Raw genomic sequence first — 26,376 nt, 5'->3', positions numbered from 1 at the left:
TCCCGATCATCAACCGGTTCCACTGAACTTGGCGGTCAGCCCGGCCCGGTCCAGACGTATCTGCTCAGCCCGCACCACCTCGTCCTGATGCGGTGGTGCCTGGTCGGGATGATGCGCCAGGCGGCGGATCGGCTCGTCGACGGTGCCCCTGGCCAGTAGCCGATGCACCCGCACGGTGTGCAGTTCGCTGAGTCGCTGGGTGCGCCCGATGACCTGACGCTCGGTGCGCGGCTGCCACTGGGGTTCGGCGATGATGAACACCACCGGCGCGTTGAGCCGGCGCAGGTCCAGCGCGCCTGCGCCGAAATGAGACAGCAGGGTGGCCGGGCCGCGGTCGGTCGCGAACGCGTCGACGACGGCCTGCTGATCGGGTACCGATGCGTCTACGGTTCCGAAGATATTGCCCGGCAAGGCTTTCCGGATGACATCGAGAACAGCGGGATAGTGGGAGAACACCACCACCCGGGCCCCGTTGATGTGGGCCTCGTTGGTGAGTTCGATGAGCCGGTCCAGCTTGGCGCCCGGCGTCGGTGCGCCGGACGGCCAGGCGCCCTGCCGGATCGCGCTGAAGTTGCCGCTGGAGACGGCTTGGCGATACCGCTCACGGTCGGTGCGGCTGAGCCGGACCCATTCCTCGGTGGCGATCCGCGCCGGCAGTTCGTCGACGACGTCGCGGTAGTCGCGGCGCAGGTGCACCCGGTCGACCGCGCGGCGGAAGGCGATCGATCCTCGTTCGCCTGCGTTGGGCGCCACCTTGCCTGCGACGTCGGGCTGCAGGAAGTCGGCCAGATGGCGAAAGCCGCCGATCCGCTGGTGCATCGGTACCCCGGACAGGAACAGCACGCGGTTGTCGGAGGTCAGCACGTTGCGCACGGCGCGGGCCCGGTCGGATTTCGGGTCGCGCAGCAGGTGCGCCTCGTCGACGACGACCAGCGTGGGGCGTTCGGGCAGTTTGATGCGCTGCAGGGTGTCGTAGGAGACGATGGCCACGCCGCCGGAATTCTTCCAATTCTCAAGGCGCGCATCGCGTTCAGTGCCGCGGATCTCGATTGCCCGCAGCGCGGTGTGCTTGGCTGTTTCCGCGGCCCAATGGATTCCGGTGTTGGGCTGGCAGACCACCAGGGTGTGGCGCAGCTGTTCGGCGGCGGCCAGGTGTGCGGCCACAGTCAGTGCCTGCAGGGTTTTGCCCAGCCCCAGGTCGTCGCACAGCAGGACCCGCTCGCGGGCCACCGCGTAGCGCGCGCCGAATTCCTGGTAGCCCCGCAATTCGGTGCGCAGCAATGAGCGGTCCAGCACCGTCTGCTCGACCTGTGCGGCCACCTCCGCCCCGACGAATCCCTGGGCGGCATCCACATCGGTTGTCCCGGAGGCGAATTCGCTCAACAGCTGGTCGATGGGGCGGGGGTCGGAGCGGTAGCTCGCCCACACGTTGCCGTCGCTGTGGTGGGCGTCGTCGATGCGGTCGAGCAGCCCGGCCACCGACTCGAGCAACTGATCCGATGCGGTGTGGCTGCGCAGTCGTGGCATCAGCCGGCGCAGCTGCTTGACCGGTGCGTCGGCCTGAACCAGCGTCAGCAGTGAGGTCAGCAACTCGGTGTCCTGCTCGGCCCGCAGCCGGGGGCGAGTGGTGGTGCGGATGTGGTCGGCCATGGCCTGGGCTGCCGCCTGCACCGACTGCGCGGTCTCGATGTCGACACCGGGCACCTGGGTCAACACCCGGGCCGGCACGGTGTGGATGGCTCCCACGGTGCGGTACTCGGAATTGGCCAGCCCGCCGAGGCGGGCGCCGCGCGCCAGATAGGGGCGCAGGTGCTGCAGCGGCGCCGATTGCAGCGTCTGGGTCACCACCTCGTCGGTGCTCGCGCGGATGCGGTCGGCGATCTCGGCGCGAAGTTTGCCGACACCTGCGAGTGAGGCATCGGCACGGCGGATCAGCTCGGTGGGATCGGCGCTGTCCATGACACATCATCATGGCACCTCGCCGTCGTTGCCGGGTGCACGGATTATCCGGAGTGCTTCGGCAGAATCTCGCGTCCACTCGGGTTCGCCACGGCGAATGTCCAGGTCACAGAGCTGGCCAGGGCCAGCCTGGGGTGGCCACACCACGACTGCTTCGGCTACCGCAGGCCGATCAAGTTCATCGCGGTCCGCTCAGGACCTACGTCGCCTGCCGTCGCTGCGGCGAATGTGTAGCTTTCTGGGCCAGATCCACGGATGTTTCCTCGACAAGCTGCACACTCGCCACAGGGCCGCGACCCGACATGTTCGGCACAGACCTCAGATCATGTCGTTCTTGGTGAGCCAGCGCATCACCGGCCAGCCGATGAACACCGGCAACCAGCAGGTCAGCACCCGGTAGAGCAGTACCGCGGGCACTGCGATCCCGGCGGGCACGCCGAAGGCCGCGAGACCACCGATCAGGGCTGCCTCGACCGCGCCCACACCACCGGGCGTGGGCGCCGCCGAGGCCAGGGTGCCGCCGACCATGGTCACGACCGTGACGGTGATGAATGAGGTGGTTCCGCCGAACGCCTCGACGCTGGCCCACAGTGCCAGGGCCGCACCGAGGGTCGTGCCCGCGGCGCCCAGCACGATCAGTGCCAGCCGTTGCGGTTCGCGGGCCAGTTTGACCAGGTCGTCGGTCACCTCCTTGAGCTTCGGGCGCAACGAGGACGACAGCCAGCGCCGCAGTTTGGGCACCGCCAGGAACGCCCCGATGAGCCCGAGCGCCAGGCCGGCGATCAGGTAGAGGACGGTCGAGCTCGGGACGAAGTGCGACAGGTCGGCCGAGGCCCCGGCCATGGTGCTGAAGAAGATGAGCAGGATCACGTGCACGATCACCTGCACCGACTGCTGCAGTGCCACCGCGGCGGTGGCGCGCGCGGTGCTCAGCCCGCCCTTCTGGAGGAACCGGGTGCTCAGGGCAAGGCCGCCGACGCCCGCGGGCGTGGTGGTGGCGGCAAAGGTGTTGGCCACCTGCATGATCGAGAGGTTGCGGAAACTCACCAGCCCGTCGGCGCATGCCCACAGCGCGGCTGCCGCACCGACATAGGTCAGCGCCGAGACGGTCAGCCCGAGCAGGGCCCACGACCAGTCCACGGTGCGCAGTTCGGAGAAGAACGTCGGCACCGTGCTGATGAACGGGTAGGCCACGTAGACCAGGGCCACCAGCAGCACCAGCTGGATCACCTGGGTGCGGGTGAACCGGGTGATGGTCTCGGCCTGGATCTGGTCGGCCCCGGTCTGGCGTTTGACCTCGTCGCGCGCGGCGGTCATCACGGTCTTGGCGTCGGGGACGGCGTCGCGCACCCGGGAGGGCACCGCGGCCTTGGTGAGGCGGCGCGACGCGCTGAGCACGGTGTCGCGGCCGAACGCATCGATCGCCGCGGTGACCGCCGCCTTCGGGTCGTACAACGCTGTGGTGGTGACGAGCAGTTGGGCGATGTCGGACTGCAATTGAGCGTCGGTGGCGCCGTACTCGGCGTTGCCGAATCCACCGAACAGCACGGAGCCGTCGTCGACGGTGATCTCCTTGCTGCGCAGGTCGCCGTGGGAGATCTGGTGGTCGTGCAGCATGCGCAGCGCGTTCCAGACACGGCCGACGGTGGTCTCTTCGGTGCTCTGGTCCAGGGGGATGCCGCGTTTGCGGTTGTGCGCGTACAGCGTCCAGCCGCGGTCCAGGGCCGCCACCGACATGGTCGACGTGCTGGCCAGGCCGAGGTCGCCGATCGCGATGGCCATCAAGGCCCGGTGCTCGACGGCGCGGCGCATCGAGGTCTGCAGGGGCGCGGTCTCATTGGAGCGCAGCCGCATTTTGCGCCACACCTGACGTACGGCGCCGCCGCTCTGTTGGTTGGGGCCGTACAGCTCGACGACGGCGCTGGAGTCGGGATCCGGTGACTGCGCGGTCAGCGTGAGCGGGCCGGCGCCGGCCGGGCGCACCACGTTGAACGCCGAGACGACGAACCCGCGCCGGGCCAGCGCGCGCACCGCCCCGTCGAGCGGGACTTCCAGGGCGGGGGTGCCGACGAGCCACACCACCAGGGCGCCGACGAACCAGCCGGCGGTCAGGCCCAGCAGGGAGCGGGCGGGCACGACGGCGCTGACCACCAGGTGGATCGGGACGAACGCCAGCAGCAGCGTCCACCACCAGCGGCGCAGCCGACGAGACAGCCAGGGCCCGGAGACGGTGAGCACCGCGGCGAGCATGCCGATCCAGCGCGGGTCGTCGAGGAACTGTGACAACTGGGAGCTGAGCCGGTCGGAGAGATCGAAATGCCATCTGGGCGCGGCGATGCCGTTGGCGGTGATCGACAGCGACAGCATGGTGATCAGGGCCGCGGCGGCATAGGCGCCCAGCAGTTTCCACTGCCGCCCCAGGATCAGGCTGACGAGGATCACGAACGGCAGCGCCAGGATCGCGATGCCGTAGGCCAGGTAGACCAGATTGGACTGGGTCGGGGTGAGCACGCCGACGATCTCGGAGATCGATTTCTCCAGGGCCACCCACTCGTAGCGGGTGATCAGCGAGCTGGTGATGACGGTGGCCAGGAAGATCGCGGCCAGAATCAGCCGCAGGATGTCGTTGGTGCGACGGGTCGGCGGTTGCAGGAGACTGCCGGTGACGGTGATGTCCCGTCCGTCAACGCGCATGTTCCCCCTTTCCCGCCCCGTTATCGAGACCCGCTATCAAAGCCCGCGACCAAGGTAGCGGGATCGGATGCCGATATCGGCATTTGGTGCGGATCTGGACCGTTACGAATTCACATCGGTCTCATTTGTCACCGCGGGCGACAATTTTTGCCAGCCCGATGTGATCTGGACCGACGAATGCGGCAAACGTGATGTAACTTCGATCGACATGCCAACGCCGAATTGGCCGCTCCGGAGGAGTTGAACGGTGGATTCGACCCCATTCGGGCACTATCAGCTGCAAAAGCTGATCGGTCGGGGCGGGATGGGCGAGGTTTACCAGGCCTACGATTCCGACACCGATCGCATCGTTGCGCTCAAGGTTCTGCCGCCGCACCTGGCGCAGGACGCGACCTTCCAGGAGCGGTTCCGCCGGGAGTCGCATGCCGCGGCGGGGGTGAGCAATCCGCATGTGGTGCCGATTCATGGCTACGGCGAGATCGACGGCCGGCTCTATCTGGACATGCGGCTGATCGAGGGTCGCAACCTCGGCGCCATGCTCACCAGGACCGGTAAGCCGTTGGACCCGACGTTCGTGGTCGGCATGGTCGAGCAGGTGGCCGAGGCGCTCGACGGGGCGCATGCGGCCGGGCTGATCCACCGCGACGTCAAGCCGTCGAACATCCTGATCGCCGACAACGACTTCGTGTATCTGATCGATTTCGGCCTGGCCCGCACTGCGGGCGACTCGGGCATGACCACCGCGGGCAGCACCCTGGGCACGCTGGCCTACATGGCGCCGGAGCGGTTCGACGCGGGCAAGGTCGATCCGCGTTCGGACATCTACGCATTGGCGTGCGTGCTCTACGAATGCCTGACGGGGGAGCGGCCGTATCCGGCTGACAGCCTGGAGCAGCAGATCGCCGGGCACATGGTGTCCCCGGCGCCGCGGGCATCCGACAAGGATCCGCGCCTGGCGGCCTTCGACGAGGTGATCGCCAAGGGTATGGCCAAGAAGCCGTCCAAGCGGTATCAGAGTGCGGGTGCCCTGGCCGCGGCGGCGCGGGCAGCCCTGGCGGTGCCGGTGCGCAGCACCGGGCGGTCGGGTCGGCATTCGGCGCAACGGGTTCCGACCCGGGTGCGGGTGTCCAAGAAGGTGGCCGCGATCGCGGGCGCGACGGCGGTGGTGGCCGCGCTGGGTGCGGTGGGAGTGTGGCAGCTGCGCGACGACGGGGCGGACCGCGTTGGCAATGCGGCCAGTTCAGCCGGGTCCGGCCCGGTGCAGGCGCCGACGGGCGCCGTGGACGCGATCGCGCGGACGGTGCCATCCGAGATCCGTGATTCCGGACGTTTGGTGATCGGGGTCAATGTGCCCTACGCGCCCAACGAGTTCAAGAATTCCAGCGGTGAGATCGTCGGGTTCGACATCGATCTGATGAAGGCCGTGACCCGCACCATGGGGTTGGTGCCCGACTTCCGTGAGACCGGGTTCGAGGGGATCCTGCCGTCGGTAGCCGACGGCAACTTCAACGTCGGGATGTCCTCGATCACCGACACCGCCGAGCGCGAGCAGCAGGCCGACTTCGTCACCTACTTCCAGGCGGGCACACTGTGGGCCCGGCGGGCCGGTACGCAGGCTGACCCAGGATCGCCGTGCGGGCTGCGAATCGGCGTGGCGTACAGCACGATTCAGGAGACCCAGGAGATCCCGGCCAAATCCGACGCCTGTGTGGCGGCCGGGCTGCCGCCCATCGAGAAAGTGGTCCGCACTCATCAGGACGAGGTGACGGCCGCGCTGATCGCCGGTGAGGTCGATGCCATGACCGCCGACTCACCCGTCACGGGGTTCGCGATCAAACTCAGCGGCGGCGCGCTGGAACCGGCCGGTGAGGTGTTCGACTCCGCGCCCTACGGTTGGCCGGTGGCCAAGGGGTCGGGTTTGGGCGAGTCGCTGCGGTTGGCACTGGAGCACGTGATGGACACCGGCGAGTACCGCACCATCGCCACCATGTGGGGCGTGGAGAAGGGCATGATCACCCAATCGGTGATCAACGGGGCGTTCCAGTAAGGGTTTTCGCGTCTCACACCGCGTTGCGGCCGGCGATCGCTTTGGCCAGCTGCACCACTTGGGCGTCGGTCAGGTCGGTGCCGGTGATCCGCACGTCGACGACGATGTTGTCCACGGCCAGGATCGCACGGCGGCTGCCCTGCTGGGGGCTGACCGGTGACTGCTCGTTGGTGACGTCGATGTCGTCGACGACGCTCGGGTTGCCGAGCGCGAAGACGCTGGGCCGGCGATTGCCGCCGTAGCTGATCGTCAGGTTGTCCCCGGCGCACTGCCGCCATGTGTCGACCGTGCGGGCGACCAGTGTCCGTGCGGCGGTGGGGGTGTCGAATGCCGTGACAGCCTGGTCGACCTCGAGGTTGTTGGTCTCGTCGGCGAACAGCGACTCGCGGAATTGCCGGAATCCGCTGTCGCTGTACACCTCGTCCATGGCATTGCCGATCACGGCCAGGCACACCGGGCGTGAGGCGTGCTCGTCGGCGTCGAGCCTGGCGGGCTGGCGCAGCGCGGTCTTGGGATGCAGGTCCGTCGTGTCCAGGATGGTGTTGAGTTCTGATTCGCTGGCCAACATGCTGCCGAGGACATCGACCTGTGGACCGGCGTCGTCCTCGGTTTGCTTGGTGCCGCACCCACTGAGAGCCGAACCTGCCAATGCAATGGCCGCGATGGCCGGTACAACCGCCCGCTTCACGTCCATGAGACCCCCCTTGATCCTGTTTGCTGATCGTAATCGGTCAGCGGGGTCTGGCGCAGCGCGCGAACGTTGCTCCGCGCCACGGTAATCACAGTGGTCACTTTGTCCCCAGGCCTCAACCTGGTGTTGTGGCAGGGATACGCATCTGCACCTACTCTGAAGGCATTCTCACCCAGGTGGCCCGGACCATGCCGCCGCACACAGACGGACCGGGAACACTGACAACGACAATCAGAGACATCGCCGCATACTCGAAGTTGAGCCTCGCGGACATCGAGGCGATCGGCGCCGAGTTCGACACCATCCGCCGCGACATCGAGGAGTCGCTGGGTGCGAGGGACGCCGCGTACATCCGGCGCACCATCGTGTTCCAGCGGGCGCTGGAGGTGGCCGCACGGCTGCTGATCGCCGGCACCCGGTCGAAGCCCGGCCTGCTGGCCGGCACGGCTGCGCTGGCCTACGCGAAATCCGTTGAGAACATGGAAATCGGGCACAACGTCGGCCATGGCCAGTGGGACTGGATGAACGATCCCGAGATCCACTCCGCCACCTGGGAGTGGGACATGGTGGGCCCGTCGGCGCAATGGCGCTACTCGCACAATTACCACCATCACGTGTTCAGCAACGTGCTGGGCGTGGACGACGACCTCGGCTTCGGCATCCTGCGGATGAGCCGCGACCAGCAATGGGAACCTCAGCACCTCGTGCAGCCGTTGCGAAATATTTTGCTGGCCACGATCTTTGAGTGGGGAATCGCCCTACACGACTTCTACTCCGCCCGGGACCGGGCGGACACCGAAGACGGTAAGAACGCCGCACGGCAGCTGCTGCGCGCCAAGATCGGCCGCCAGCTCGCCAAGGACTTCATCGTCCTGCCGGCCCTGAGCGGGCGGCGCTGGAAGCGGACCCTTGTCGCGAATCTGGGCGCGAACGTGCTGCGCAACCTGTGGGCCTACCTGGTCATCTTCTGCGGGCACTTCCCCGACGGCGCGGAGCGGTTCGATCCGGAGACGCTGCAGGAGGAGAGCCACGGCGAGTGGTACCTGCGGCAAATGCTGGGTGCGGCGAACTTCAAAGCCGGTCCGGTGCTGGCCTTTTCAAGTGGAAACCTGTGCTACCAGATCGAGCACCACCTGTTCCCGGACCTGCCCAGCAACCGTCTGGCAGAGGTGAGCGTGCAGGTGCGCCATGTGTGCGAGAAATACAACCTGCCCTACACCAGCGGGCCGCTGGCCCGGCAGTATCTGCAGACTCTGCGGACGATCTTCAAACTCGCCATACCCAATGCGGGGTGGCGATCACTGTTCCGAGCAGCGCCACCCATCTGACCGGGATCCCGGAAGGGAACATTGCTTCTAACGTCCCTGTGCCGTTGGTGGTCGAACAGGGAGAAGCTGTCGATCAGCGGGTGGCGCGCCCTGTACCCCCAGTACACGCCGTTATGGGAGCGGTGTCAACGGTGCCAGGCAGCCGGTGGTAATCCCTTGCGGTGCAGCATGTTTCTCCTGTTCCAGGCGGCGCCGGTCAGACCCGCTCGGCGCCATTCGGCGATGGGGCGGAAATGCCGCAGGCCGAGGCGAATTGCACGGGGTTGAGACCGTCGGCGGAGTTCATGTCGCAGTTGCCGAAAGGTGGTGCACCCTGCGGCAATCCGGGGCTGAACCCGCGTCCGTCGGTGTACTGGTGGGCGACCTTGCCGGGATAGTCGGGATTGCTGCCGTAGGCCGCGATGATGAGCCTGATGCCGCTGGGTTTGGTGCGCCACATGTTGTTCAGGTCGCCGACGTTGCCGTAGCCGATGATTCGGTCCCGGCTGCCGGTGTAAGAGGCCAGGTTCCAGTACAGCCGGTTGATCCAGTCCGACCCGTCGCCGCGCGGGTTGCCGCCCTGTTCGACGTCGAGCATGAGCGCGACACGGGGGTGCAGGCCACCGTTGGCCTCGATCATCGAGCGCACGGTGTCGGCATTGGCGGCCCAGTTGGGCCGGCAGTAGGTGTAGACGATGCCGAAGACCAGCCGTCCGGAATCCAGCGCGCCGCGCATCCAGGCGTAGTTGGCCGCGAAATTGCGATCCCGGTAGGTGCCGTCGCTGACCCGGATCGACAGCACCTGGTAGGGATAGCTGTCGTCGACTGTGCGTTGCCACTCGGAGACGTCGGCGAACAACGTATCGGTGATGACGGCGGCGCTGCGCACGATCCACCGGGAACGCAGGGTCCTCGGCCCCGGGATCCTTCGTTTCACAGCGTGGCCGGCCATCCTCGTCGTCCTCACACTCCTCTGACCAGCGTAGGCGGTCAGAGTGCGTTGCGTCCGGCGATGATCTTTGCCAGCTGGACCGTCTGTCGGTCGGTGACGTCGTAGCCGCTGATCCGCAGGTCGACCACGAAGTTGTCGACGGCCAGGATCGCGCGGTGGGTGAGGCGGTCGGCGGCATCCAGCGGTACGTCGTTGGTGATGTCGACACCGTCGAGCGCGGTCGGGACGCCCATCCGGCGGGCATCCCGCGTCTCGCCGCCGTTGTAGCTGAAGGTCAGGGTGTCGTCGCCGCAGCGGCGCCAGATGTCGACGGTGCGGTCGACCATGGCCTGAGCTGCTCTGGGGTTGTCGAATCTGGAGATCGCCTGGTCGACCTCGACGTCGTCGGCGTCGTCGGCGAGCTGGGTTTCACGGAACGCCCGGTAGCCGCTGTCGCGGTAGACCCACTCCATCCCGTTGCCGATGACGACGATGCACTCCGGGCGGGAGATGGGCTCATAGTTGGCGTTGGTCATCGGGCTGCGCAGCGCGGTCTTCGGCCGGACCTGGGCGTGCATCACGGTGTTGATCTCGGACTCGCTGGCCATCATGCTGCCCAGAACATCGACCTGTGGGCCGCCCGAATCGGGGACGGTGGGGGTACAGGCGGCGAGCAGGACCGCGCACAGCGCCGAGCCGGCCACCTTGAGATCGATGCCCATCAGGACCCCCTTGGATCTGTTTGCTGATCCTAACCGCGTGCGCGGGTCGCGTCAGACGGCAATTCGGTGACCAGCGGGTGACATCTGGTCCGTTCCCCCGATCGGGGGACACGAGGTTCGTCCGGTGGATGGGCCGGTCGGTCGATACAGCCGCGGGCCGGATCGGCGCATTCTTATTTCAACGCCGGAACACACCGGAGAAAAACCGAAAAGCCTTATCCGACAAAGGAGTCGACATGAGCACCATCACCCGCCGCATCGCCGCCGGTTTCACCCTCGCCGCCGCCCCCGCGTTGATCGCCCTGGGTGCCGCCACCGCTCACGCCGACGCTTCCGTCGCCAACACCGGCCCGTCGGTCAGCTCGCACCAGGCCTTCCCGAACCAGCACAACATGCCACAGCCCGGGTCCGCGACCCATCACCACCACCAGCGCAACCACGCCAAGTAAGCCTGGGGGAGGCAGGGCCCGGACGCAGCCAGCGTCCGGGCCACTGGCTGTTATGGCTTCCGGTCCACCGGCGCTCTCCGGCTCGTAGGGTGGAGGAATGGTGGGGTTACCTCCGGGGCCACCGTTGCCCCCGTCGGTGCAGGGCGTTTTGATGCTGCGGTACTGGCCGCGATTCGTATCGGCCTGCCGACGCCGCTACGGCGACGTGTTCACGGTGCGCGTCCCGGCGATGGGCACGATGGTGTACCTGGCAGATCCCGCTGACATCAAGGTGGTGTTCGCCGGGGATCCGACGATCTTCCATGCCGGGGAAGCGAACTCGGTGCTGAGTTCCCTGCTCGGGGACAGCTCGGTGCTGGTGATCGACGAGGACGAACACCACGAACGCCGCCGCCAGATGCTGCCGGCGTTCCACCGCGACGCGGTGGCCCGCCAGACCGAGATCATGACCGAGATCTCCGCCGCCAACATCGCGGACTGGCCGGTGGGCACCACCTTCCCCGCCGCACCGAAGATGGCCGAGATAACCCTCGAGGTGATCCTGCGGACCGTGATCGGCGCGTCCGATCCGGCCCGGCTGGCCGCCCTGCGGGCGGTGATGCCGCGGCTGCTCAGCGTCGGCCCGTGGGAGACGCTGGCGCTGGCCAGCCCGGACCTGCAGCGCCGGCGTCCCTGGCGGGCCCTGCAGCGCAACATCGAGGAGGCCGACCGGCTGCTGTACGCCGAGATCGCTGATCGGCGGGCCGACCCGGAGATCGCGACCCGCACCGATGTGCTGGCCATGCTCGTGCGTTCGGCCAATGCGGGCGGGCATACCATGACCGACCGTGAGCTGCGCGATCAGCTCATGACGCTGCTCGCCGCCGGGCATGAGACGACCGCGACCGCACTGTCATGGGCGCTGGAGCGGCTGACCCGTCATCCCGCGGCGCTGGACAAGGCGGTGCGGGCCGCGCGCGACGGCGACGACGACTATCTCGACGCCGTGGCCAAGGAGACGCTGCGGATCCGTCCGGTGGTGTTCGACGTCGGCCGGGTGCTCAAGCAGCCGGTCGAGCTGGCCGGCCACCGGCTGCCCGCCGGGGTGATGGTGGCGCCGGGCATCGGCCTGGTCCACGAGAGCGAGGACGTCTATCCCGACGCCGAACGGTTCGACCCGGACCGGATGCTCGGCGTGACGCTCGGGCCCACCACCTGGTTCCCGTTCGGCGGCGGCAGCCGGCGCTGCCTGGGGGCGACGTTCGCCATGGTCGAGCTGCGCGTCGTGCTGCGTGAAATCCTGCGCCGGGTGGACCTTTTCACCACCACAGCTGCCGACGAGCGCCAGCGCGTCAAGCACGTGACGTTGGTCCCGCACCGCGGGGCGCGGATCTGTGTGCGGGCAGTCCGGGAGCCGGTCGAGGTCGAGTCCGAGCGGGCCGAGCCCGCCCGCCGCTAGCCGATCCGGTAGTCGGGCAGATCGAGGTCGTCGCGCACGCTACCGGCGAACAGGCCCGCCACCGGGCGGCTCAGGTTCATCGCCCGTAGCGCCACGTTGCGGAACCACAAGCCGAATCGCGTTCTGGTGGCGAAGAAGCCCAGCATCCGTTCGGCCCCGGCCTGTTTGCCCGCGATGAACGGCCGTAACAACGATTCGTAGCTTTCGAAGGCACGGCGGTGATCGCCGCCGGCGTGGGCGAGTTCCCTGGCCAGGGCGTACGCCTCGGTGATCGCGAGGCCGGTGCCCTCGCCGCCGAGCAGCGAGATACAGCCTGCGGCGTCGCCGATCAGCAGCACCCGGCCGTCTGACCAGCGGTCCATCCGGATCTGGCTGACCACGTCGAAATAGAGGTCTTCGACGCCGTCCACCGCGGCCAGGATCTGCCGGCATTCCCAGCCGGCGTCGTCGAACTGGTTGTGTAGCTGCTCTTTTGGCGTCATGCCATGGTCGTCGTGTTCGTCACGGAACACGAACAGGAACATGGTTCGGTTGTTGCGCAAGGTGAACTGCCCGACCTGCCGGCCCGGGACGCTGTAGGTGAGGTACACGTCGGAATCGCCCCCGGTGTAGCCGTCGACGACGCACGCGGCGACCTTGCATCCCAGATAATGCTCGTAGTGTTCCTCGGGACCGAACACCAGGCTGCGGACGTTGGAGTGCAGGCCGTCGGCACCGATGACGAGGTCGAAGTCGTCGGCAGGGCCGTTCTCGAACGTCACCCGTACCCCGTCGGGGTGTTGGTCGATGCCGGTGATGCTGTCGCCGAAGACCGTCGGAACCTTGTGCTCGACCGTGCGGTAGATCGCCGACGCCAGATCGCCACGCGGCAGGCTGGTGAAGTCGTTGCCGATCACGCGCCGGAACACCTCGACGCCGAGAGCCGCCTTGGTCTTGCCATCGGGCCCGACCGAGCGCACACAGCGCACGTCGTAGCCGGCGTCGCGGATGGCCGGTTCGATGCCCATCTGCCGGGCCACGCGGTAGCCGATGCCCCAGAAGTCGATCATGTAGCCGCCGGTGCGAAAGGCCGGAGCCCGCTCGATCAGTGTCGGGGTGTGGCCGCTGCGCTGCAGCCAATGCGCCAACGCGGTACCCGCAACCCCGGCTCCACTGATGGCGATTCGCATGACTACTCGATGCTACGGGGGACTGTGACTGGCTGGGCCGTCAAACTTTTTGACGGCCCGCGGCGGAAAGACAAACGGTGCTCACTCGAACCACCGTTGATTGTCAGGGAGCCGTGCCAAGCTGGGGTCATGGCTGCGAAACGTTCCCCGCGCCGTGCCGACCTCGTGCTTTCCGGGGGCGGGGTCAAGGGCATCGGCCTGGTGGGCGCCGTCGTCGCACTCCAGGACGCCGGGTACGCGATCGAGCGGATCTCGGGTACCTCGGCCGGGTCCCTGGTCGGCGCGGTGGTGGCCGCCGCGGTGCAACGCAACGACTTGACCAGTGATCAGTTGCGGGACTTGGCGCTGAGTGTGCCCTATCGCAAGTTCCGTGACAGCGGGCCGATCGAGAGCATCCCGGTGCTCGGCACCGCGTGGGGTTTGCTTCGCGAAACCGGCATCTATCGCGGCGACTTCGCTTACGACTGGATTCGCAGCGAGTTGAAAAACTTGGGCGTCAAGACCTTTGGCGATCTGGCCATCAAGGATGACGGCCTGCCGCCCGAGCGGCGCTACCGGCTGACGGTCACGGTGACCGACGTGACGACCGGCCAATTGGTGCGGCTGCCATGGGATTACCGGCGGGTCTATGGCCTCGATCCCGATGAGCAACTCGTCGCCGACGCCGTGCGGGCCTCGATGGCGATCCCGTTCCTGTTCCATCCCGTCACGCTCGAAACCGCTGACGGGACACCGTGCACGTTGGTGGACGGCGGGGTGTTGTCGAATTTCCCGATCGACTCCTTCGATCGTCCCGACGGCAAGGAGCCGCGGTGGCCGACGTTCGGAGTGACGGTGGTGCCGTACCTACCGGCACCGTCGGCTGAGCAGTTGATCCCCGGGTTGGGCCTGCTGACCTTTGGCCGCCCGTCCCTTCTGGAAAGCCTGATCACCACCATGCTGGTCGGTCATGACCAGGCCTATCTGAGTCAGCCCTGGGTGAAGGTGCGGGCGATCCAGGTGGATTCGACCGACGTCGGGGTGCTGGACTTCGACATCAGCCGCAATGAGGCCGAGGCGTTGTACGAGAAGGGATACGTGGCGACGACGGAGTTCCTGTCCACCTGGGACTGGCCGGCCTACCTTGACCGATTCCGCCGGGCGCATCGGGTGGATCACCGGTAATTCGAGTAGTCCGCTACGCATTACAGGCGTTGGCGGCGGACCAATACTTCAGCTAGCAGCTGAAGTATTGGGGTGGTCCGGGATGGGGACGTCGGGGAAATGCAGGCGGCGCTTCGGCACGGCCGCGGTGGTCGCGGCCGTTTGCCTGGCTCTCGTGGGTGGAACAGGGGAGGCGTTAGCCGATCCGTGCCCGACCTCGACGACGCCCCCTACTGAGACGACGCCCCCCACTGAGACGACGCCGCCCACTGAGACGACGCCGCCCACTGAGACGACGCCGCCCACCGAGACGACGCCGCCGACCGAAACCACGCCACCCACGGAACCGCCCATCAATTCGTACATCGTGATTCCGCCGAACTTCCCGCCGCCCACCCCAACGCCGTCGTTCAAACTGAATTCGTTCACGACTACCTGCGAGACCGATACGCCGACCGCGACGTCTAGCCGCCCGTCGAGCCTCCCCAGTAGCCCGGCGATTGTTGTGCCGTCGCAGCCCTCGCCCACGTACCCGAGTGTCACTCCTTCGGTGGGAGGTCGCGACACCCCGCCGCCGCCGACCAGCAATCCATGGATACCGCTGTTGGTGTTGTGCGCCTTGGCGATTGCCGCCGGACTGGCCGGGCGGGCCTGGCGGCACCGGGGTGAGAAGTTCCTCAAGGCGCACGTCACCGTGGCGTCGCATGCCGGGGTTCCGGTGCCGTTCGATGTCCGCCCGGCAGACAACACCGACCGCGACCACGTTCTCTCCGTGGTGCCGTCCGAGACATCGCGTTCCACCACCGTCGAGGAGATCCGCTCATGACCGTCTCACCGATCACCGATACCTCCGTTGGCAATTGGATGCTGCCGGAGTCGCGTCAAACCCAGGCCAGGATCGAGCACGCCGTCACGCAGACGACGGCCAACACCCAATCCGCCAGGCCCCTGCAGTCCCTCGGCGTGGTGGCGCGCCGCGCGCTGGCCGCGGAGATCGAGGCCTCGTTGCGGGCGGCGCTGAGTGAAACCATGGCCGACCTCATCCTTGAGGGCTGGCATGCCTACGGCGCCATCACCACGGCGATCAAGAAGTCGCATGTGCAGCCGAGGGTGAAGCAGATCGTGCCGCTGCACACCCATGTCATCACCGCGGACCGCGAGCACACCCTCGATATCGAGGTGGACAGCTTCCCGGTGATGTCCCTGGCCGCCAAAGCCGCGCTGCGGTTGCAGCTGTTCGCCGCGGTGGCTGTGGTGATCGACGGACACATCGTCGCCATCCAGTCGGGTCAGGCCACGGCAAACGGCGCGGTGAGCGTCAATGGCGTCGAGATCTCCCGCAAGACCCTGGCCTTCCCCTTGCAGGTCGAACTGGGTTGGCGCCGGCCGCCGCAGATGGTGGCTGCCACGTAGCCTGCGGCACTAGGGTTCGGCTATGACGGTCAGACACTCCGCCCCGGGCCGGATTAATCTGATCGGCGAGCACACCGACTACAACTCGGGGTTCGCGCTGCCGATTGCCTTGCCGCAGCGGACCTTTGTGAGCTTTGATCCTGGCCCGTCGGGTGTGCTGTCGGTGTCGAGTTCGTTGGGCGACGGGCCGGCGGACATCGGCCTGGATACCGAGCCCGGAGACGTGACGGGCTGGGCGGCGTACGTCGCCGGGGCGGTGTGGGCGCTCCTGAATGCCGGGATTGCGGTGCCCGGCGGGACGATGACGATCACCAGTGAGGTTGAGATCGGGTCGGGGCTCTCGTCGTCGGCGGCGCTGGAATGCGCGGTGCTCGGTGCGCTGCTCGCCGCGGTCGGTGCCGAGCTCGATCGCGTCGAGCAGGCGTGGATCGCCCAGCAGGCCGAGAACGAGTATGTCGGCGCGCCAACGGGACTGCTCGATCAGCTGGCATCGCTGTTCGGCGAGCCGGGACAGGCGATGCTGATCGACTTCCGCGATATCACCGTGCAGCCGGTGCGCTTCGATCCCGCGGCGGCGGGGGTAGCCCTGCTGTTGATCGACTCACGGGCCCGGCATGCGCACGCGGGTGGTGAGTACGCCGTCCGGCGGGCATCGTGTGAGCGGGCTGCCGCCGATCTCGGGGTGGCCTCGCTGCGTGAGGTCTCTGACGCGTCGGCGCTCGGGATGGTGAACGATCCAGTCGATGCCCGTCGGGCGCGTCATGTGCTGACCGAGAACCAACGCGTGCTCGATTGCGTTGCGGCGATGGCATCTTCGGACTTCGCGGCGGTCGGTGAGCTGTGGACCGCATCGCATGCCTCGATGCGCGACGACTTCGAGATCACCACGCCCCACCTCGATTTGATCGCCGCGACTGCCGTGCGGGCTGGTGCGCTCGGCGCGCGGATGACCGGTGGCGGGTTCGGTGGCTGCGTCATCGCGCTGGTACCTCGTGAGCGGCTGGATGCGGTCAGCGAGGCGGTGTCCGGGGAGGTGCGCGATGCCGGATATCCGGAGCCGGTCATCACCAGAACGCATGCAGGTGGTGGCGCGGGGCCGTAAGAGTGCTGGACTGCGCGAGGTTCGGGACCTCCCTAGTCTGTCCGCATGCTCACCGAACTCGTCGCACTCGACGGCGGCACGTACCGCATGGGATCGCAGAACTTCTATCCCGAGGAGTCGCCGATGCATGACGTGACGGTCGCACCGTTTGGCATCGAGCGGCATCCTGTCACCAATGCCCAGTTCGCCGAGTTCGTGGCCGAGACAGGTTATGTCACGGTCGCCGAGCAACAATTGGATCCGGCAGCGTTCCCAGGGGTGCCCGCCGACGAGCTTGTCCCGGGCGCCCTCGTGTTCAAGGCGACCGACGGACCGGTGAACCTGCGGGACTGGCGGCAATGGTGGACATGGGCGGAGGGAGCATGTTGGAAGCACCCGAAGGGGCGCGGTTCGACCATCGTCGACCGGCCCGATCACCCGGTGGTCCAGGTCGCGTACCCCGACGCGGCGGCGTACGCAGCCTGGGCTGGACGATGGCTGCCGACTGAAGATCAATGGGAATATGCGGCCGGCGCGGGCGTGACGACTGTCTATGCCTGGGGCGACGATGTCCGGCCGGGCGGGCAGCTGATGGCCAACACCTGGCAAGGCAAGTTCCCGTACCGGAACGACGGGGCGCTGGGGTGGATCGGGACCTCACCGGTTGGCACGTTCCCGCCGAATGCTTTTGGCCTGTGCGACATGATCGGCAACGTGTGGGAGTGGACCACCACCCGCTTCACGCCCCGGCACCAAGCGAACTCTGAGGCATCCGGATGCTGTCCGGCATCTACCGGTGACCCAACGGTGATGCAGACGCTGAAGGGTGGATCCCACCTATGCGCACCGGAGTACTGCCACCGCTACCGGCCGGCCGCCCGGTCCTCGCAATCGCAGGACAGCGCCACCACGCACATCGGTTTTCGTTGTGTCGCGACCTAGCGCGCGGTGGCGAAAGTCCGGCCTAAACGCCGCCTCGTAGCCGCTGGCCTAGGGCTTTACGAAGTAACAGGTGGCGTAACACGCGCCGTATCGCCACCTGGTGTCCGCGGTGGCACAGTGAGGTCATGACCCGCCGCCCGCACATCCCACCGAAGGACTTTCCCCGTCCTGCGACCAGGGAATACGCAGGCACCCGGGCCGACGCCGCCCGGTGGGCCCGCGACGTTCTGCGTGGCCAGATCCTCGACGGTGTGTACGGCGGTTTGGCGGCGGCGCGCCCGATGTTGCCGCCGGAGAACGAACTCGCCGCCGAGTTCGGGGTCAGCCGCAACGCCATCCGCGAAGCGCTCGAACTGCTCCGCGGCGAGGGGCTGATCACCCGGGTTCAGGGCGCGGGGACTTTCGTCACCGGCGCCAAGCTGAGCCAGCGCATCGATCGTCTCGAGGGGCTTGCCGAGTCGCTGGCCGGTCACCAACTGCCCGTCGAGAACACGGTGCTTTCCGTCCGCGAATCGGTTGCGTCGCCCTTCGTCGCCGCCAAACTCCAATTGCCCGAGAACGCCCCGATTCTCTTCATCGAGCGGCTGCGGTCGGTCGGTGGGGTGCCGCTGTCGCTGGACACCACGTCGTTGCGGATCGGGGCGATACCCGTGGACGCCAACCTCGATCGTCAGGATGTGTTCGCGTTGATCGAACGCGAACTCGGCATGCGGCTCGGCTGGGCCGAGATGACCGTGGAGTCGGTCTCGGCTGATGCCAATACCGCCGAGCTTTTGCAAATCCGTTCCGGTGCACCACTGTTGCTGCTGCACCGGTTGACCCATCTCGAAGATGGAACCCCATTCGACTTCGAGACCGTGCGCTATCGCGGGGATCGGTGCTCGTTGATGACGATTGCCGCGCGATCGCCTGACCAACCGTCACAGCCGCCAAAGTAGCCGGCACTTCTCCGCTTCACCTTCACCGGATTTCACCCTATCGACAGAGAGGTAGCTCAACCATGCCCAAAAAACCCAACATCGTGTATTTCCACGTCGACAACCTAGGAATGGGCGAACTCGGCTGCTACGGCGGCGGTATCCTCCGCGGCGCTGATACCGCCCGGATGGACGCCTTCGCGGCCGAGTCGCTGAAGCTGTCGCATTTCGTTGTCGAACCACAGTGCACACCCACCCGCTCCGCGTTGATGACGGGGCGATACCCGATCCGATCCGGCAACCACACCATCGCCCTCGGCGGAAATGGCGGCGGCATCGTGGCCTGGGAACGCACCATGGGTGACATTCTGTCCGAAGCCGGCTACGCCACAGCATGTTTCGGCAAGTGGCACATCGGTGCCGAGGACGGCCGATGGCCAACCGATCACGGGTTCGACGAATGGTACGGCCCGGCCCGGACCTACGACGAGTGCCTGTGGCCCGACGATCCCTGGTACAACGGCGATCGCGACGGCTATTCCTACATGTACGACGGCACCAAGGCCGACGGTGTCCACGCGACCGACCAGCAGCTGACGGTCAAGCTCAAGGGGGAGATGGACGGCGAATACGACCGCCGGGCCAAGGCGTTCATGAAACGCAGCGTCGAGGCCGACAAGCCGTTCTACCTGTACCACAACCACTCTCTGATGCACTTCCCGATGGAGGTCCGCGAGGAGTTCAAGGGCAAGAGCACCAATGGGGCGTGGGGTGATTCGCTGCTGATGCTCGATCATGACTTCGGCAGCATCCTGGATTACCTCACGGAACTGGGTATCGAGGACAACACGATCGTCGTCATGGCGGGGGACAACGGCGCCGAGGACCACCTGGCCGGACGCGGCACCGCAGGCTTCTTCGACGGGTCCTATTTCAGCTCCGCTGAAGGCGGAATCCGTACACCGTGCCTGATCCGCTATCCCGGACAGGTTGCGGTGCGCGAGAGCAACGAGATGGTGCACGTCACCGACATGTTCCCGACCCTGCTGCGGTGGGCGGGCTGCGAGGTCCCCGAAGACCGGATCATCGACGGCATCGATCAACGGGAATTCTTCGGTGGGGCAGAGGAATCCAATCGCGAGGGCTGCATGGTCTGGCTCAACGAGGAACTGCACGCCGTGAAATGGTCCCAGTTCAAGATCAACTTCAAACGGCAGCAGCACTTCCACGACCCGGAGATCCCGCTGGGCTTCGCGCGCATCACCAACCTGCTGGAGGACCCGAAGGAACGTGAGGCCGTCAACCAGACCTGGGTGCGGTGGTGGGTGATGCAGCATGCCTACCGCTTCATCCAGGAGTTCGACGCCAGCGTCGAGACCGAACAGCTGATTCCGGCCGGAGCACCAATCGATTTCGTCCCCGCCCGCGAACCTGTCAGCACCAAGTAGCACCCGAAGCCCTGCCCCCGCCCGGGGCAGGGCTTCTCTCTCAGAGGGAGCCCAGCCATGACCACCACCTATGGTGCGCAATCGATCACGATCCTCGAAGGGCTCGACGTCGTTCGCAAACGCCCCGGAATGTACATCGGGTCGACCAGTGAGCGCGGTCTGCACCACATGGTGTGGGAGGTCGTGGACAACGGGGTCGACGAGGCAATGGCCGGGTTCGCCACCCGCGTCGACGTCGCGTTGCTGCCCGACGGCGGTGTCGAGGTGAGCGACGACGGCCGCGGCATTCCGGTCGCCATGCACGAGACGGGAATTCCCACCGTCGACGTCGTGATGACCCAACTCCACGCGGGAGGCAAGTTCGACGGCGAGTCCTACCAGGTGTCGGGTGGCCTGCACGGTGTGGGGGTGTCCGTCGTCAACGCGCTCTCGACCCGTCTCGAGGTGGTCATCGACCGCGACGGCTACGCGTGGAGCCAGCACTACGACCGGTCGGTCCCCGGCACCCTGCACCGCGGTAGCCCTTCGGCCCGTACCGGCACCACGGTCCGATTCTGGTCAGACCCAGAGGTCTTCGAGACCACCGAATACAACGCCGAGACCATCGCGCGCCGTCTGCAGGAAATGGCGTTCCTCAACAAGGGCCTGGTCCTGACGCTGACCGACCGGCGCACCGGCGACAATGACACCCGGACCTTTCACCACCCGGGCGGGCTGATCGACTACGTCGCCCACATCAACCGCGTGAAGGAGCCCATCCAGCCGAGCGTCATCGCGTTCGACGGTGCCGGGGCCGGCCACGAGGTCGAGATCGCGATGCAGTGGAACGCCGGATACTCCGAGTCGGTGCACACGTTCGCCAACACCATCAACACCCACGAAGGCGGCACCCACGAAGAGGGTTTCCGCTCTGCGCTGACCACCGTGGTGAACAAGTACGCCAAAGACAAGAAACTGCTCAAGGACAAGGATCCGAATCTGACCGGCGACGATATCCGGGAGGGGTTGGCTGCGGTGATCTCGGTCAAGGTCGCCGAACCGCAGTTCGAGGGCCAGACCAAGACCAAACTCGGCAATGCCGGCATCCGGTCGTTCGTTCAGAAGATCTGCAACGAGCAGCTGACTCACTGGTTCGAGGCCAACCCGGCAGAGGCCAAGGTCATCATCACCAAGGTCGCGTCCTCAGCTCAGGCGCGGGTCGCGGCCCGGCGGGCGCGGGAATTGGTCCGGCGCAAGAGTGCGACCGAGATCGGCGGCCTGCCGGGCAAGCTGGCCGACTGCCGCTCGACCGATCCGAGCAAGTCCGAACTGTATGTGGTGGAGGGTGATTCGGCCGGCGGCTCGGCCAAGAGTGGCCGGGACTCGATGTTCCAGGCCATCCTGCCGCTGCGCGGAAAGATCATCAACGTCGAAAAGGCCCGTATCGACCGGGTTTTGAAGAACACCGAAGTCCAGGCCATCATCACCGCGCTGGGCACCGGTATCCATGACGAGTTCGACATCAGCAAGCTGCGGTATCGCAAGATCGTGTTGATGGCCGACGCCGACGTCGATGGCCAGCACATCTCAACCCTGCTGCTGACCCTGTTGTTCCGGTTCATGAAGCCGCTGGTCGAGCATGGGCACATCTTCCTGGCGCAGCCGCCGCTGTACAAGCTCAAATGGCAACGCAGCCAACCGGAGTTCGCGTACTCGGACCGCGAGCGCGATGCGCTTCTGGCGGCGGGCAAGTCCGCGGGCAGACGAATCAATGTCGACGACGGTATCCAGCGTTACAAGGGTCTCGGCGAGATGGACGCCAAGGAACTGTGGGAGACCACCATGGATCCGTCGGTGCGGGTGCTGCGTCAGGTGACGCTTGACGACGCTGCGGCCGCCGACGAACTGTTCTCGATTCTCATGGGTGACGACGTCGAAGCCCGTCGTAGCTTCATCACCCGCAACGCCAAAGACATCCGCTTTCTCGACGTCTGATGCCCCTTTGGAGCGCACTGCGACGAGTGTGTAGGTTTTCGCGCCAGAACTGCGTGACCACGTCGAAAGCCTGCACACTCGTCGCAGTGCCGCGACCACCCATCAGGCCCCGGCGGGTAGCGCCAGGTATGCGACGACCAGTACACCCTCGGCGATGACGGCGACCCCGACAACCGGCAGATACCGGCGCCCGCCCGCGACCGAGTGGCGCAGCAGCTGACGGCGCCGAAGCGTCCCGACCGTGTAGACCCCGGCAGCCAACGCAGCCGCCGCGACGACGACGGCTGAGCGCACCGGGCTACCGAGGAGGTGTCCGTCGCGCACCAGCACCAGCACACCCGATGCGGCGATGGCCAGCGCGGTGCGGGTCCACGCCAGCGCGGTCCGCTCGGCCTGCAGCCCGCGGTCCTGAGCCAGTGCTTGGCGTGTCATCGAACGGTCGCCACGATCGCCACCCCGACCGTGACCAGGCCCATCATCGCCAGGCCGGCGGTCAGATAGGTGGGCACTGCGGCCCGGGGCAGCGGCTCGTCATGGCGCATCGCGCGATCCACCTGAGCCCAGCGGCGCAGACCCGCGACGGCCGTCAGGATCGCCATGACACCGACCGCCACGCCCAGTATGTGCCGAAGACCCGGGACTGTCAGTTCGGGCATGAACTGCACCACCGCGACGGCTGCCGCGAGCAGTCCGAGGGAGGTGCGCTGCCAGGCCAGAAACGTGCGCTCGTTGGCCAGGGTGAACCGGTAGTCGGGTTCGATCGGAATATCCACGGCTGCAAGCTTTTCCGAAACGAACACGGGTTGCCAGGATGGTAGTGGTGGCGTAGCCTCGGCGTTCTTTGTGTGCAGATGGCGTAACTGCTGCGCAACCTCACATGACAGTGAGGTAACAGAAGCCGTCGACCCTTGTCGGTATGGACGACGTGCAACATCTCCCTCGGGGCCGGTGGCGGGCCCGGTCAGCTGCACTGCTGGCCGCACTCACGGTCGGTGGCGCGCAGCTGCTCACCGGCTGCGGTCTGCTCACCGAGCCGACCGTCGTCGTCAACGTCGGCTACCAATCCAAGACCATCAACACCGTCAACGCCGGCACCCTGCTGCGCGACCGGGGTGATTTCGAGAACGCGCTCAAGGAACTGGGCGCGGCCACCGGCACCAAATACCGGGTGGTGTGGCAGGACTTCGCCTCGGGCGCCCCGTTGACCGCGCAGATGATCGCCACCCACGTCGACATCGGCTCGATGGGTGATTACCCGCTGCTCACCAACGGATCCAAGACTCGCAAGTACGACGACGCGGTCACCGAGATGATCGCGACCACCGGCTACAACCTGCGTGGCTCCCTGAATCAGGTTGTCGTGCCGTCGGATTCCTCAGCCCAGACGCTTGCTGACCTGACGGGCAAGAAGGTGTCGACCAGTCTCGGATCGGCCGGAGACGGCATGTTCTCGTCAGCGGTGCGCCACAGCGGGATGGACAAGAGCGCAGTGCACATCGTCAACCAGGATCCGTCGGTGGGTGCCTCGGCGATCGACGGGGGACAGGTCGACGGCCTGGCGCAGTTCGTGCCATGGCCGCAGCTGGTGATCTACCGCAACCAGGGTCGGCTGCTGTACGACGGCGGCGACAACAATGTGCCGACCTTCCACGGTGTGGTGGTGCGCAAGCAGTTCGCCGGAGGTCATGCCGAGGTGATGGCCGCGTTCCTGCGGGCGATGAAGTCGACCACCGATGACATCGTCGCGCATCCGCTGGCAGCGGCGAAGCGCGTGGGAGAGCTCACCGGCATCGAACCGGAGGTGATCTACCTGTACAACGGCCCCAACGGGCTGGTCAGCTTCGACATGACCCTCAAGGGCCAATTCCTCGCCGCGTTCGAGTCGGTCAAGGACTATCTGGTCGGGCGTGGTTCGGTGACAAAGGATTTCGATGTTCCCGGCTTCGTCAATGACAGCTATCTGCGGCAGTTGTTCGGAGATCAGTACCCGCAGCGTCGTGCCGGCGTGGCCAATCCGATGACGCTCACCGGTTTCGACGACGTGTGCGGGCTGCCGGTGAACGATCCGGCGCAGGCGTCTGAGGTGTGGGCGTCGGCATCGGAGACCACTGACGTCGCCGCCACCCCGACATGCCTGCTGCGCCGGGTGGCCGCGACGGCAGACGTGCGGGCAGCCTACGTGCCCGACACCTTGACCGGGCTGCGGATCTTCGCCGATCACGCGGTGTGGCTGGACGATCCGACCGCACCGCCCACTCAGCGCTACAAGCCGTTCGCCACCGGCGCCGGTGCCGATACCTACCGGACAAGCCACCCGCAGGCCCTATCCGTCGCCTACCCGGCTGCCGTGGGGCAGTCCCGCACCGCCGGCTAAACCCCTCCCCGAAAGGAAACCGCATGACCGAGCTCATGACCAGGCCCACGATCGCTGCACCGCGGTTGTGGTCCCCGGCCAACCGGACTGAGAAGTCCGGGCGGCGCAGGCTCGCTGACCTGGTGCCGGCATCGGTGGCCCGGCGCATACCGGCCCTGCTGCTGCCGCTGATCCCGATCACCGCGTTCCTGGTGCTCTGGCACCTGCTGACCGCCAACAACGTGGTGGCCTGGCTGCGGTTCAACCGGATGCCGACGCCGGAAGCGGTGATGCAGACCCTACTGGCACGGGTCGGCTCGGGAATCTACTACGACGACCTGCTCGCCAGCCTGCAGCGAATCCTGTTGGGCTTCGGCCTCGCCGCGGTGGTCGGCATCGGGTTGGGCGTACTGGTCGGTCGCTCCGAGATCGCCCGAATGACCTTGCGGCCGTTCATCGAACTGATCCGTCCCATACCCGCGATCGCGCTGGTGCCGCTGACCATCCTGCTGTTCCCGTCCAGCGAGCAGGGAATCGTGTTCATCACCTTCTTCGCGGCGTTCTTCCCGGTGGTGGTCAGCACGATCCACGCCATGGACGCGATGCCGAAGGTGTGGGAGGAAGCCGCGCAGACCATGGGTGCCGGCCGAATGTCGTTGCTGTTTCACGTCATCATCCCCGGTGCGCTGCCGGGCATCTTCGCCGGGCTATCGGTGGCGATGGGTGTCGCGTGGATCTGTGTGGTGAGTGCCGAGATGATCTCGGGCCAGTTCGGCATCGGGTACTACACCTGGCAGGCCTACGGGCTGCTGGACTACGCCGGCGTCGTGGTCGGCATGATCTCTATCGGCGCGCTCGGGCTGGGCACCGCCTGGCTGGTCGAACGCGTCGGACGGCGGGTCAACCGCTGGCTGCCGAGGGCGGCCCGATGAGCACCGGCGCCGTCAACCTCCAGCAGCTGCAACTCGGCTTCAATGGCGTTGTCGCAGCGAACATCACCCTGGCGATCGAGCCCGGCGAAGTCGTGGTGTTCCTCGGCCCGTCGGGCTGCGGCAAGTCGACCATCCTGCGGGCCTTGGCCGGGCTGCTGAAACCGATGGGTGGCACCGCGACCGTCGACGGTGCACCCGTCACCGGCAATGTCGCGCAGTGCGCCATGGTGTTCCAGGAGGATGCGCTGTTCCCCTGGCGCTCCGCACTCAAGAACGTTCAGTTCCCGCTCAAACTCCGTGGGGTCCGGGGCAAGGAGCTCAAGGAGAAAGCCACCACCCGGCTGGAACAGGTCGGCCTCGGCGACTACTTGGATCACCTGCCGAGCCAGCTTTCGGGTGGCATGCGGCAGCGGGTCCAGCTGGCCCGCACGTTGGCCTGTGAGCCCCGGGTGATGTTGATGGACGAGCCGTTCGGTGCGCTGGATGCGCAGACGCGGCTTGAGATGCAGCAGCTGCTGACGTCGGTGTGGGAGACCCAGAAGATGACGCTGCTGTTCGTCACCCACGACGTCGACGAGGCGCTGCTACTGGCCGACCGGATAGTGTTGTTGAGCCATCGGCCCGCAACCGTCGCCGATGTCATCACGATCGAGAACCCCCGCACGCCTGAGGCGCAGTTCGAGGAGTCCTACCAGCGGCGCCGGCGCGCCATCCTGGACTTCCTCGGCCATCGCCCTGCCGCGTAGCAGTTGCACTGTTCGTCAAG

General features: G+C 66.7%; 24 protein-coding genes. 15 read left to right on the top strand and 9 right to left on the bottom strand.

The genetic code is table 11. The features are described from left to right. Positions 1 to 9: 9 nt before the first annotated feature. Together ACNQVK_RS31390 and ACNQVK_RS31385 are read right to left on the bottom strand one after the other, a co-directional pair. The gene (locus tag ACNQVK_RS31390) at positions 10 to 1,959 is read right to left on the bottom strand and encodes an SNF2-related protein (RefSeq protein WP_418032623.1); all 1,950 of its coding nucleotides are present in this window, start codon (positions 1,957 to 1,959) and stop codon (positions 10 to 12) included. Positions 1,960 to 2,277: 318 nt separating this feature from the next. Further along, a complete protein-coding gene (locus tag ACNQVK_RS31385; protein WP_418032622.1) occupies positions 2,278 to 4,653 on the bottom strand; it encodes a flippase-like domain-containing protein in 2,376 nt (791 codons plus the stop codon). 247 nt (positions 4,654 to 4,900) lie between these two features. Between ACNQVK_RS31385 and ACNQVK_RS31380 the strand changes: the two genes are divergently transcribed. Then, the gene (locus ACNQVK_RS31380; protein ID WP_418032621.1) at positions 4,901 to 6,700 is read left to right on the top strand and encodes a bifunctional serine/threonine-protein kinase/transporter substrate-binding domain-containing protein; all 1,800 of its coding nucleotides are present in this window, start codon (positions 4,901 to 4,903) and stop codon (positions 6,698 to 6,700) included. Positions 6,701 to 6,713: 13 nt separating this feature from the next. Here the strand turns inward: ACNQVK_RS31380 and ACNQVK_RS31375 are convergent, their stop codons facing one another. Next, entirely contained in the window at positions 6,714 to 7,394 is a 681-nt protein-coding gene (locus ACNQVK_RS31375) for a sensor domain-containing protein (RefSeq protein WP_418032620.1), read from the bottom strand. A gap of 185 nt (positions 7,395 to 7,579) precedes the next feature. Between ACNQVK_RS31375 and ACNQVK_RS31370 the strand changes: the two genes are divergently transcribed. Then, positions 7,580 to 8,719: a fatty acid desaturase family protein gene (locus tag ACNQVK_RS31370; protein ID WP_418034443.1), complete on the top strand. Its 1,140-nt coding sequence runs from the start codon at positions 7,580 to 7,582 to the stop codon at positions 8,717 to 8,719. A gap of 196 nt (positions 8,720 to 8,915) precedes the next feature. On the opposite strand, the gene ACNQVK_RS31365 is transcribed toward ACNQVK_RS31370, so the two are convergent. Both ACNQVK_RS31365 and ACNQVK_RS31360 read right to left on the bottom strand, forming a co-directional pair. Further along, on the bottom strand, positions 8,916 to 9,650 hold the full coding sequence (locus ACNQVK_RS31365; RefSeq protein WP_418032619.1) for a hypothetical protein: 735 nt from the start codon (positions 9,648 to 9,650) through the stop codon (positions 8,916 to 8,918). Between the two features lie 38 nt (positions 9,651 to 9,688). Continuing rightward, positions 9,689 to 10,351 (bottom strand): sensor domain-containing protein, encoded by a 663-nt coding sequence (locus tag ACNQVK_RS31360; protein WP_418032618.1) that lies wholly within the window; start codon positions 10,349 to 10,351, stop codon positions 9,689 to 9,691. A 236-nt stretch (positions 10,352 to 10,587) separates the two neighbouring features. On the opposite strand from ACNQVK_RS31360, the gene ACNQVK_RS31355 reads away from it, so the two are divergent. Both ACNQVK_RS31355 and ACNQVK_RS31350 read left to right on the top strand, forming a co-directional pair. Further along, the gene (locus tag ACNQVK_RS31355; RefSeq protein WP_090424483.1) at positions 10,588 to 10,800 is read left to right on the top strand and encodes a hypothetical protein; all 213 of its coding nucleotides are present in this window, start codon (positions 10,588 to 10,590) and stop codon (positions 10,798 to 10,800) included. Between the two features lie 97 nt (positions 10,801 to 10,897). After that, positions 10,898 to 12,238: a cytochrome P450 gene (locus tag ACNQVK_RS31350; protein ID WP_418032617.1), complete on the top strand. Its 1,341-nt coding sequence runs from the start codon at positions 10,898 to 10,900 to the stop codon at positions 12,236 to 12,238. Here ACNQVK_RS31350 and ACNQVK_RS31345 read toward each other — a convergent pair. Next, positions 12,235 to 13,407: an FAD-binding domain gene (locus ACNQVK_RS31345; protein ID WP_418032616.1), complete on the bottom strand. Its 1,173-nt coding sequence runs from the start codon at positions 13,405 to 13,407 to the stop codon at positions 12,235 to 12,237. The genes ACNQVK_RS31350 and ACNQVK_RS31345 overlap by 4 nt on opposite strands. 129 nt (positions 13,408 to 13,536) lie before the next feature. Between ACNQVK_RS31345 and ACNQVK_RS31340 the strand changes: the two genes are divergently transcribed. Then, a complete protein-coding gene (locus tag ACNQVK_RS31340) occupies positions 13,537 to 14,571 on the top strand; it encodes a patatin-like phospholipase family protein (RefSeq protein WP_418032615.1) in 1,035 nt (344 codons plus the stop codon). Positions 14,572 to 14,619: 48 nt separating this feature from the next. Here ACNQVK_RS31340 and ACNQVK_RS31335 read toward each other — a convergent pair whose 3' ends face one another. Beyond that, a complete protein-coding gene (locus tag ACNQVK_RS31335; RefSeq protein ID WP_418032614.1) occupies positions 14,620 to 15,078 on the bottom strand; it encodes a hypothetical protein in 459 nt (152 codons plus the stop codon). A 22-nt stretch (positions 15,079 to 15,100) separates the two neighbouring features. On the opposite strand from ACNQVK_RS31335, the gene ACNQVK_RS31330 reads away from it, so the two are divergent. From ACNQVK_RS31330 to gyrB, 7 genes are all read left to right on the top strand, one after another. Next, positions 15,101 to 15,376 carry a hypothetical protein gene (locus ACNQVK_RS31330; protein ID WP_418032613.1) on the top strand — a complete coding sequence of 92 codons (276 nt, stop codon included), beginning with the start codon at positions 15,101 to 15,103 and terminating at the stop codon, positions 15,374 to 15,376. Further along, positions 15,373 to 15,963 (top strand): hypothetical protein, encoded by a 591-nt coding sequence (locus ACNQVK_RS31325; RefSeq protein ID WP_418032612.1) that lies wholly within the window; start codon positions 15,373 to 15,375, stop codon positions 15,961 to 15,963. The genes ACNQVK_RS31330 and ACNQVK_RS31325 overlap by 4 nt, the downstream gene beginning before the upstream one ends. A gap of 22 nt (positions 15,964 to 15,985) precedes the next feature. Further along, positions 15,986 to 17,065: a galactokinase gene (locus ACNQVK_RS31320; protein ID WP_418032611.1), complete on the top strand. Its 1,080-nt coding sequence runs from the start codon at positions 15,986 to 15,988 to the stop codon at positions 17,063 to 17,065. Positions 17,066 to 17,110: 45 nt separating this feature from the next. Beyond that, on the top strand, positions 17,111 to 17,986 hold the full coding sequence (locus ACNQVK_RS31315; protein ID WP_418032610.1) for a formylglycine-generating enzyme family protein: 876 nt from the start codon (positions 17,111 to 17,113) through the stop codon (positions 17,984 to 17,986). Positions 17,987 to 18,111: 125 nt separating this feature from the next. Then, the gene (locus ACNQVK_RS31310) at positions 18,112 to 18,924 is read left to right on the top strand and encodes a GntR family transcriptional regulator (RefSeq protein WP_409550071.1); all 813 of its coding nucleotides are present in this window, start codon (positions 18,112 to 18,114) and stop codon (positions 18,922 to 18,924) included. A 62-nt stretch (positions 18,925 to 18,986) separates the two neighbouring features. Beyond that, positions 18,987 to 20,351, top strand: coding sequence for an arylsulfatase (locus ACNQVK_RS31305; RefSeq protein ID WP_409550072.1), 1,365 nt, complete (start codon positions 18,987 to 18,989; stop codon positions 20,349 to 20,351). Between the two features lie 57 nt (positions 20,352 to 20,408). Further along, positions 20,409 to 22,325, top strand: a complete 1,917-nt coding sequence (gyrB, locus tag ACNQVK_RS31300) for a DNA topoisomerase (ATP-hydrolyzing) subunit B (RefSeq protein WP_418032609.1) — start codon at positions 20,409 to 20,411, stop codon at positions 22,323 to 22,325. Between the two features lie 102 nt (positions 22,326 to 22,427). Here the strand turns inward: gyrB and ACNQVK_RS31295 are convergent, their stop codons facing one another. After that, entirely contained in the window at positions 22,428 to 22,757 is a 330-nt protein-coding gene (locus ACNQVK_RS31295) for a DUF202 domain-containing protein (RefSeq protein ID WP_409550074.1), read from the bottom strand. Continuing rightward, positions 22,754 to 23,098 carry a YidH family protein gene (locus ACNQVK_RS31290; protein ID WP_205265967.1) on the bottom strand — a complete coding sequence of 115 codons (345 nt, stop codon included), beginning with the start codon at positions 23,096 to 23,098 and terminating at the stop codon, positions 22,754 to 22,756. The genes ACNQVK_RS31295 and ACNQVK_RS31290 overlap by 4 nt, the downstream gene beginning before the upstream one ends. Positions 23,099 to 23,241: 143 nt before the next feature. On the opposite strand from ACNQVK_RS31290, the gene ACNQVK_RS31285 reads away from it, so the two are divergent. The 3 genes from ACNQVK_RS31285 to ACNQVK_RS31275 are packed head-to-tail and all read left to right on the top strand — an operon-like array spanning position 23,242 to position 26,356. Further along, on the top strand, positions 23,242 to 24,699 hold the full coding sequence (locus ACNQVK_RS31285; protein WP_418032608.1) for an ABC transporter substrate-binding protein: 1,458 nt from the start codon (positions 23,242 to 23,244) through the stop codon (positions 24,697 to 24,699). Positions 24,700 to 24,722: 23 nt separating this feature from the next. Next, on the top strand, positions 24,723 to 25,610 hold the full coding sequence (locus tag ACNQVK_RS31280; protein ID WP_418032607.1) for an ABC transporter permease: 888 nt from the start codon (positions 24,723 to 24,725) through the stop codon (positions 25,608 to 25,610). Further along, entirely contained in the window at positions 25,607 to 26,356 is a 750-nt protein-coding gene (locus tag ACNQVK_RS31275) for an ABC transporter ATP-binding protein (RefSeq protein WP_205265970.1), read from the top strand. The genes ACNQVK_RS31280 and ACNQVK_RS31275 overlap by 4 nt, the downstream gene beginning before the upstream one ends. The last annotated feature ends 20 nt before the right edge of the window (positions 26,357 to 26,376 follow it).

Source organism: Mycobacterium sp. 134 (assembly GCF_048282715.1).
Classification (GTDB): domain Bacteria; phylum Actinomycetota; class Actinomycetes; order Mycobacteriales; family Mycobacteriaceae; genus Mycobacterium; species Mycobacterium septicum.
Note: the sequence above shows the minus strand (reverse complement) of the source record. Positions and strands in the feature narration are given on the sequence as shown.